Origin of the sequence: Streptomyces sp. FH025, assembly GCF_017427025.1 — a bacterium.
Classification (GTDB): Bacteria; Actinomycetota; Actinomycetes; order Streptomycetales; family Streptomycetaceae; genus Kitasatospora.
In genome coordinates, this window is sequence record NZ_JAFLNG010000386.1 from 1 (window position 1) to 7,494 (window position 7,494).

General features: G+C 72.1%; 6 protein-coding genes and 2 pseudogenes. All 8 read left to right on the top strand.

The features are described 5' to 3' along the window. The coding region (locus tag J0670_RS24445) for a DUF4232 domain-containing protein (protein WP_207813809.1) at window positions 1-425 on the top strand (425 nt) is incomplete at its 5' end. A gap of 40 nt (window positions 426-465) precedes the next feature. After that, window positions 466-915, top strand: a complete 450-nt coding sequence (locus J0670_RS24450) for a hypothetical protein (protein WP_207813810.1) — start codon at window positions 466-468, stop codon at window positions 913-915. 70 nt (window positions 916-985) lie between these two features. Next, the gene (locus J0670_RS24455; RefSeq protein ID WP_207813811.1) at window positions 986-1,153 is read left to right on the top strand and encodes a hypothetical protein; all 168 of its coding nucleotides are present in this window, start codon (window positions 986-988) and stop codon (window positions 1,151-1,153) included. A 170-nt stretch (window positions 1,154-1,323) separates the two neighbouring features. Further along, window positions 1,324-1,944 (top strand): annotated as a pseudogene (locus J0670_RS24460) (LLM class flavin-dependent oxidoreductase); the annotation flags it as partial. A gap of 277 nt (window positions 1,945-2,221) precedes the next feature. Further along, entirely contained in the window at window positions 2,222-2,983 is a 762-nt protein-coding gene (locus J0670_RS24465; RefSeq protein ID WP_207813812.1) for a DUF1062 domain-containing protein, read from the top strand. A gap of 890 nt (window positions 2,984-3,873) precedes the next feature. Further along, a complete protein-coding gene (locus J0670_RS40350; protein WP_207813814.1) occupies window positions 3,874-7,005 on the top strand; it encodes a non-ribosomal peptide synthetase in 3,132 nt (1,043 codons plus the stop codon). A gap of 17 nt (window positions 7,006-7,022) precedes the next feature. After that, the gene (locus J0670_RS24480) at window positions 7,023-7,235 is read left to right on the top strand and encodes a hypothetical protein (protein ID WP_207813815.1); all 213 of its coding nucleotides are present in this window, start codon (window positions 7,023-7,025) and stop codon (window positions 7,233-7,235) included. 111 nt (window positions 7,236-7,346) lie between these two features. Beyond that, a pseudogene (locus tag J0670_RS24485) lies at window positions 7,347-7,494 on the top strand (IS5/IS1182 family transposase); the annotation flags it as partial.

Sequence of the window (7,494 nt, forward strand, 5' to 3'; positions counted from 1 at the left end):
ACAAGGGCGGCAAGTGCCAGACCGCCGACCTGACGATCACGGCCGCCGACCGCACCATCGACGGCGACACCGAGCGCACCGTCGTGGTCGAGCTGAAGAACCACAGCGGCCACGACTGCTCGATCTCCGGCTTCGCGGTCGTCGACCTGGACACCACCGCCGGCCCGCTCACCGCGGACCGCGCCAAGGAGCCGGTCGTTCCGGGCGTCCTCAAGAACGGCAAGTCCACCTTCTTCGGCATCACCTACCCGGCCAACACCACCGGCGGCTCCGGCGTCCGCGTCACCAGCCTCCGCGTGACCCCGCCGGACGACAACAAGACGGTCACCATCCCCTGGCCCGGCGCCGCCACCCTGGGCGTCCCCAATGCCCCCGGCTCCCCCGTCAAGATCGGCCCCATCGGCAGCGCCGGCCAGGCCAACTGACCCTCACCAGCGGGCGACGACCGTCTCAACCGTTCCCCGGTTGTGGGAGGGGCTGCTGCGCGCGACCGTGCCGGTGGGCCCGGTGCGCGAGGCGGTCCCGTCCTCTTCCCTGTGGCCGGAGATCGCCGCGACGATGCAGAAGCTCCGGGAGCGGGGGGTCGGCGTCCGGCGGCTGCTGGCGGCCGCCTATGCCGAGGGGTCGGTGTCGATCGGGCGGTCGACCGGGTGCCCGATGCCGTTCGGCGGTCGGTGGGTGCGCGATGCCGTTCGGCGGTCGGTGGGTGCGCGGAGCCGGGATTCCGTACGCTCCTGCGGTCCGCTGACCGTGGGGCTGGACCTCCCGGGGGACCTCGACCTCGCGGACCGCCGGAGGGCGCTGGCGCAGCTGGGTGTGGGCCAGGCGGAGAACGCCCGTTTCGTGCGCTGGGTCCACGAGGCGATGCCCGGCCGGGAGCGCGAGGCGGCGCTGCTGGTGAACTCCCGCCAGTGACCGCTGCCGGCTGCCCGGATGGCGCGGATGCGACGGCGGCAAGCCGGTCCGGGATCACCTGGCGCGGTTGATGCGTGATCGCGGGTGGGAGACCGGTCCCGTCTCCGACCTGGTGCTGCGGCGCGTCCAGGCCGCCGTCGAGGCGCTGCGCGCCGGCGTCCTGCGGGCCGTGGTGCGGTCGCTGGTCTGCATCGTGCATCGTCTCCCGTGTCGCCGCCGGACTTCCCGCCATCCTTGATCACGAGGCTACGGACGGGCGGCCCGGCAGGCCTGAGCACGGATACTCAGCTTGTCGTTCAACTGCTGGTGACGGTTCATCGTGGTTCGGTGCCTCGTGATGCGGAGCCCGTCGGGCCGGTCCTGCCGGTCCGTCCGCGTCGGTTCGGGAATCCTGATGGAGCGCGCGTATTGCCCCTTCGGGGCCCGGCTGCGCATCCTGCTGGGACGCGCTTCTCCGTCAGCATCCCCAACTTCGGGGCCTTCGGGGACTTCGCCGACCCCCGCAACGTCGCGACCGTGGCCGCCGCCGAACAGGCCAGCCGGGACGGGCTGTTCGTCTGGGACCACGTCCTGCACCGACAGCACCAGGGGCGTCCGTCTTCGCGCGGACCTGTGGATGCTGCTGACCATGGCCGCGCTGGCGACCTCCCGGATCCGACTGGGACCCTGCTGACACCGGTCCCCCGCTACCGTCCCCAGCAACTCGCCCGCCAGGTGGCCACCCTGGACCACCTCAGCGGCGGCCGGGTGGTCTTCGCCGCCGGCTCGGGCGGCCCGATCGAGGACGAGTACCGCAGCTTCGGCGACACCGACGAACCGCGCCTCCTGGCCGAACGGCTGGACGAGGGACTGGAGTTGTCGAGGCGATCCTGGTCCGGCGAGGCGGTGGACCACCACGGCCGGCACTACGAGGTCCGGGACGTGACGCTGCTGCCCGCCACCGTGCAGCAGCCCCGTCCGCCGGTGTGGATCGGCGGGTTCTGGCCGCGCCGCCCGCCCATGCGGCGGGCGGCCCGGTGGGACGGTTCCGACGGAGGCCGAGTGGGAACGGCTACGGCCGTTCCTTCCGGTCGGCAACGGCACGGGGAAATTCGGTTGTCGCGGGCCGCCGTCTCGATCATGATCTCCCGCATGGACTTTTGATGACTGCCACGTAGTACGTACCTGTCGCGCGATCGACCTCGGAGCCTGACGACCCGGCCCCGGGGCGATGGGTCGCGCCCCTCGTGAGCATCCGTCAGAGAGCGGGAGCCGCCGAGTGAGTTCGGCATGCCCTCCTGCTGAGTCCAGAAAGCACCGTACACACATGAATACCGACCGCAAGGCCCTGTGGGCCGTGCGTCAGTCCGCCCTGCCCACCGTCGTCCGGTCCTGCCCGGACTGCCCCGGCATGCGGCACCGCGCCTCGGGGAAGATCCGCGGCAACGCGAACGGCAAGCTGCTCGACGTCTGGCTGCTGCTGAGCTGCGCGACGTGCGACCGGACCTCGAAGGTGCCCGTCCACGAGCGCGTCCACGTCTCGACGCTGGAGCCGGCCCGGCTGGTGGCGTACGAGGTCAACGACCCGGCAGTGGTACGGGAGTTGGTGATGAGCGTGTCGCTCGCGGCGAAGAACCGGTACCGGCTCGACTGGACCGGGACGTGGGAGCTGGAGACCCGCATGCCGCTGTACGCGCTCGATGACCCGACCCCGCTCGCGGTGCAGGTGCGCTTCGAGCTGCCCGCGCCGGTCCGGGTCGAGCGGCTGCTCCAGCTCGGTCTCGGCCTGAGCCGGGCCGAGGTGCGCCGTCTGGTCGCGGACGGGCGGATCCGCCTGCCGTTCGCGCCGGACGCCAAGGCGCACCAGGACTTCGAACTCACCATCCACGGACCCGGTTCCGTCGATGCGGCCAAGCACCCGAAGTCCCTCGATGCGCCCGACGTCGAACGCACCGACCCTGCTCGGACCGGGCTGCCGCCCGCACCCGGCCGGGAGCTCCCACGCCGGGCCACGGCGGCCAGGACCTCTCCGGTCGATCATGTGCGGAGCCAGATGACGAGGGCGGCTGCGGTGGCGGCTCCGAGGTAGACGTATCCGCGTTTGTAGTCTCGGGTTGCGACTGCTCTGGCGTTCTTGAGCCTGTTGATGGCCCGTTCGGCGGTGTTCCGGTTCTTGTACCGCTCCAGGCCGAACGCCGGTGGCCGCCCTCTGCGCGATCCCTTGCGCAGGTGGGCGGCCTGGCTGTCGGTCTTCTTGCGGGGCCTGCCCGGCCCGATCCGCGGGACACGTAACAAGCACTACGAGCCGCTGCAGCGTCCACCGGGACCGACAGTGCCGGACACCCAAGGCTGACCCGGACAACGGGCTGGCGGCTGGACGTGGTGGTCGACAACGTCCGGACGTCAGAGCAACAGATACTCCGACCTGCGGAGTTCGCTCCGGACACCCCGTTCGGTCACCGGGGAAGTGCGTCGGGGCTCCGGGCGGAGTCCCGACGCACTTCCCCGGTCAGGCGAGCCGGAGCCACACGAAGTGCTCGACCACCTCGGCACGCACCGCCAGCGGTCGCCGACGGTCCCGGCAGTGCGGGAGTCCGGGTTCGTCGCGAGGCTCGGGCCCCGTCCGTCGGCGCGACTGCTGAGCGGCGAGTGAGCCGATGGTTCGTTTACCTCCGCTTGGGGTTGCCCATCGGGTCGGCCGTGGGCATCATGCGCGGAGCATGTCAACCGACTCCTGCGTCCCGGGTCTTCCGGGCCTTCAATTCCGTTGGTTTTGACGCAGTACGGCCAGCTCAGGATGGGAGACCCGGCGGGCCTCGGCATTCAACTGCGCGTTCTGAGCAGTTGAATGCCGTCGGGCAACGCTACTTACATTTGCTTCACGGGCCACCTACAGCCCGCGCCCAAGCAGGCGGCGGACGCCCAGAGTCGCCTTCGCACCTGGCATCGCGGCATCGCATCGCAGCCCTGGAGGACTCCGTGAATGCATCCACCCCGTCGTACACCCGGCGCATCGGGCCGGATGATTGGACGTACATCGGCATGGGCATCCCGAATGTCTGCCAGCACGTGTACGAGGGTGACGGGGACCTGACCGTCGAGGCTCTGGCCGCAGCCCTGGAGAAGGTCGGTGACGCCTGCCCCGGGACGCGTCTGCGACGGAAGAAGCGGGCCTGGGTCGACAGCGGCGTCGCCCCGGAGGTGCGCGTGGTGAACCTCGAACCGGGACAGGACCTTCTGGCTCACCCCGCCCTGCAGACGACGCTCAACGACGGCGGAGCGACCTGTGAGGTCCTGTTCGTGCCCGGTGAAGCCGCCGGTGGAGCCGTCGGGGAGGACGCTGACGGTCCTGGAAGGAGAGACCGGCCGCTGCGGTTGGTCTTCCGGGGCTTCCACGGGATCACCGACGCGCGCGGCATGCTGGTGTGGGCGGCCGACGTCTTCCAGGCGCTGCGCGGCGAGGAGCCGCAGGGCGCGACCTCCACCCTCAACACCGGCGAGTTCCTGCAGCACCTGATGCCGCAGGGCCTGCCGCCCATCCAGCGGGGCGTGGGCAAGCCGGAGTGGACCACGCCGATGGCGCCGGCCCCCCGGGGGCAGCGGTACGGTCACATCTGGCGCAGGCGGACGGTCGACGGCATCCATGCCGCGGTGACCGCCAAGGTGATCGCCGCCGTCGCCGCGATGACTCCGGACGAGCCCATGTCGCGCTTCTTCGTCCCCGTCGATCTGCGCCGCCACCAGCCGGATCTGCGCTCCACGGGCTGGCTGTCGCTCTCCGTCAACCTCAACGTCGAGCCGGGCACCGGCTGGGAACAGGTGCACCGGGAACTGCTGACCGCGCTGGCCGAGCGCCGGGAGTTCACGCTGCGCTCCGCCCCGTGGCTGCTGAGGATGCCGCTCCCGGTGATCCGCTTCTTCAGCGACGGCATGGAGGACACCGCGCGCCGCAAGCAGCGCTACATGGGCACCGCGTTCGTCGCCAGCATGGGCTCGGTCGACCTGGCGGAGTACAGCGCGCAGTCGTTCCGGGCTTCGACGGTGTACATCCTGGGCAGTTCGGGCCCCTCGGCTCCCCCCGGCATCGACGTCGTCGAGAGCGGCGGCCGCACCGAGATCGTGATCGCCTGGCGCGATGTGCCGGGCGCGGCCGAGCGGATGGACGCCGTGCTGGACACGATCGCGGAGGCGTTGTCGCCGCGGGCCGACCGGGAGCAGGCCGCCAACCGCACCGATCGGGAGCCCGCGTCGTCGCGTTCGCTGCTGCGGATGTTCCGCGACCAGGTCGAGCTCACTCCTGACGCGATCGCCCTGACTGGGCCTCAAGGTGACGTCAGCTACCGTCAGTTGAGTCTGCGCGCGGACGCGGTGACGAGTGCGCTGCGGGCCCGGGGCGTGGGCCGCGGTGACGTGGTCGGTCTGCTGGCGGAGCGGACGCCGGGCGCGATCGCCGGGATCTGGGGGATCCTGCGCGCCGGGGCGGCCTACCTGCCGCTCGACGTCCAGCACCCGGACGCGCGGCTGGCCGACCTGCTGGGCGACTCGGGTGCCCGCTACTGCCTGGTGGAGGCTTCGCAGCAGACCCGGGAGCACACGCCGGCCGGGTGCGAGCCGCTCGGCCTGGACGACCTGGCGGCGGCCACGGCCGCGCCCGCCCGTGAGCCGGACGCCGACCCGCGCCCCGACGACCTGGCCTACGTGCTGTACACCTCGGGTTCCACCGGACGCCCCAAGGGCGTCCAGGTCGAACACGCCGCACTGCTCAACTACCTGCACTGGGGCGCCGAGGAGTTCGGGGTCGACGCGAGCACGCGGCTCCCGCTGCTGACCTCGCTGTCGTTCGACGTGTCCGGCACGTCGATCTTCCTGCCGCTGATCACCGGCGGGACCGTGGTCCTGGTCCAGGACCAGCCCACCCATCTGACGCTGCGCCGAATGCTGGAGGACTCCGGCGCCACCATGCTCAACCTCACCCCCTCGCACCTGGAGCTGATCGGCCGCCTGGACATCGCGCCGCGGGGGTTCCGCAGCATCGTCGTGGTCGGCGAGCAGTTGCGGGTCGAGGTCGCCGCGCGCGCCCAGGAGATGTTCGGCCCGGACTGCCGGATCATCAACGAGTACGGCCCGACCGAGGCCACCATCGGCTGCACGGCCCACACCTTCGACCCGGTGGGGGACGCCGACCGCGCCGCGGTCCCGATCGGTGTCCCGGCCCACAACACCCAGGTCCACCTGCTCGACCCCAACCGCCGGTTCGTGCCGAATGGCGAGGTGGGTGAGATGTACCTGGCCGGGGTCCAACTGGCCCGCGGCTACCTGGGCCGGCCCGACCTGGATGCCGAGCGGTTCCCCACGCTGGCCGACGGCACCCGGGTGTACCGGACCGGGGACCTGGCCCGGCGGCTTCCCGACGGCACGCTGGAGTTCCTGGGCCGCATCGACGACCAGGTCAAGGTCCGCGGCCACCGCGTCGAGCCCGCGGAGGTGGCCGGCGCCCTTGAGGAGCACCCCCGGGTGGATCGCGCCGTCGTCGTCGCCCGCAGCCGTGCGGACGGCTCCGGCAAGGCGCTCTACGGCTACGTCCTGGTGAACGCCGAGGTGAGCGCCGAGGAGTTGCAGGCCCATGCCGCCCGGCGGCTGCCCGCCTACATGGTCCCGGCCGCGACCCTCGTGGTGGAGGAGATCCCGTACAGCGTGGCCGGCAAGGTGGATGCGCGCGCCCTTCCCGACCCCTTCGCGGACCGGACGCACACCGGATCGGCCGCCTCGGCCGGGTCGGCCGGGTCGGTTGCCCTGGCCGCCTCGGCGGCCTCTGCCGCCGATCCCGACCGGGACGCGATCGAGTCCCAGGTCGCGCTGATCTGGTCGGACGTCCTCGGGGTCGACGAGGCCAGGATCGACGCCCGCACCGACTTCCTCCAGCTCGGCGGCGACTCGCTCGCCCTGCTGACCATGCTGGCCGGCGTCTGCCGGGATGTCCTGCCGCCGCAGACGGAGGCCGAGTTCATGTCCCAACTCGGCCGGTTCATCGCCGAACCCACGCTCGACACCGTCTCGGCGATCGCCCGAGAGGTGTCCCGGGTACCGGTCGGACAGCTGCAGCAGGTGTAGCTGAACGCCGCCCGCCGGTGGGCGTCACCGAACTCGGCGGCGCAGGCCTCGGCGAGCGCGAGCACGAGAGCGAGGCCGAGGCCGAGGCCGAGGACCTGGGCGGCGTGGCCGATCGAGCCGGGCCGTCAGCTGGCGGCGATGCCGCCCACGTACGGGCCGAGCCTCACCGGCCCGGGCCCGCCGCGGCCCTCTTCGCCCCACCGTCCTCCGCTCGCCCGCGGGGGTACTGAAGGACGGACCCGTGGCACCGCGGCCCGGGCACGTGCGAGAACTCACCCGTTCGGAGCAGCGTGCCGCCTCTCGGCGGCGCCACATGAGAGGCGGCCTCGGTGGCCACCGAGGCCACCGAGGCCGCCGGCGTCGTGCCGGCACCGTCTCGGCCGGGGCCGACCGCCACGACTCCCCGCTGCTCGTACCCACCCTCAAGGCCACCGACGAGCGGGTCGGCGGGCTGCCCGACCATGCCGACGTGGACCTGGACCGCGGCTA

What these genes read in the sequence shown, in the direction of transcription:
- J0670_RS24465 (WP_207813812.1), top strand. Translation starts at nt 2,222, where the DNA reads ATGAATACCGACCGCAAGGCCCTGTGGGCCGTGCGTCAGTCCGCCCTG.
- J0670_RS24455 (WP_207813811.1), top strand. Translation starts at nt 986, where the DNA reads ATGCGTGATCGCGGGTGGGAGACCGGTCCCGTCTCCGACCTGGTGCTG.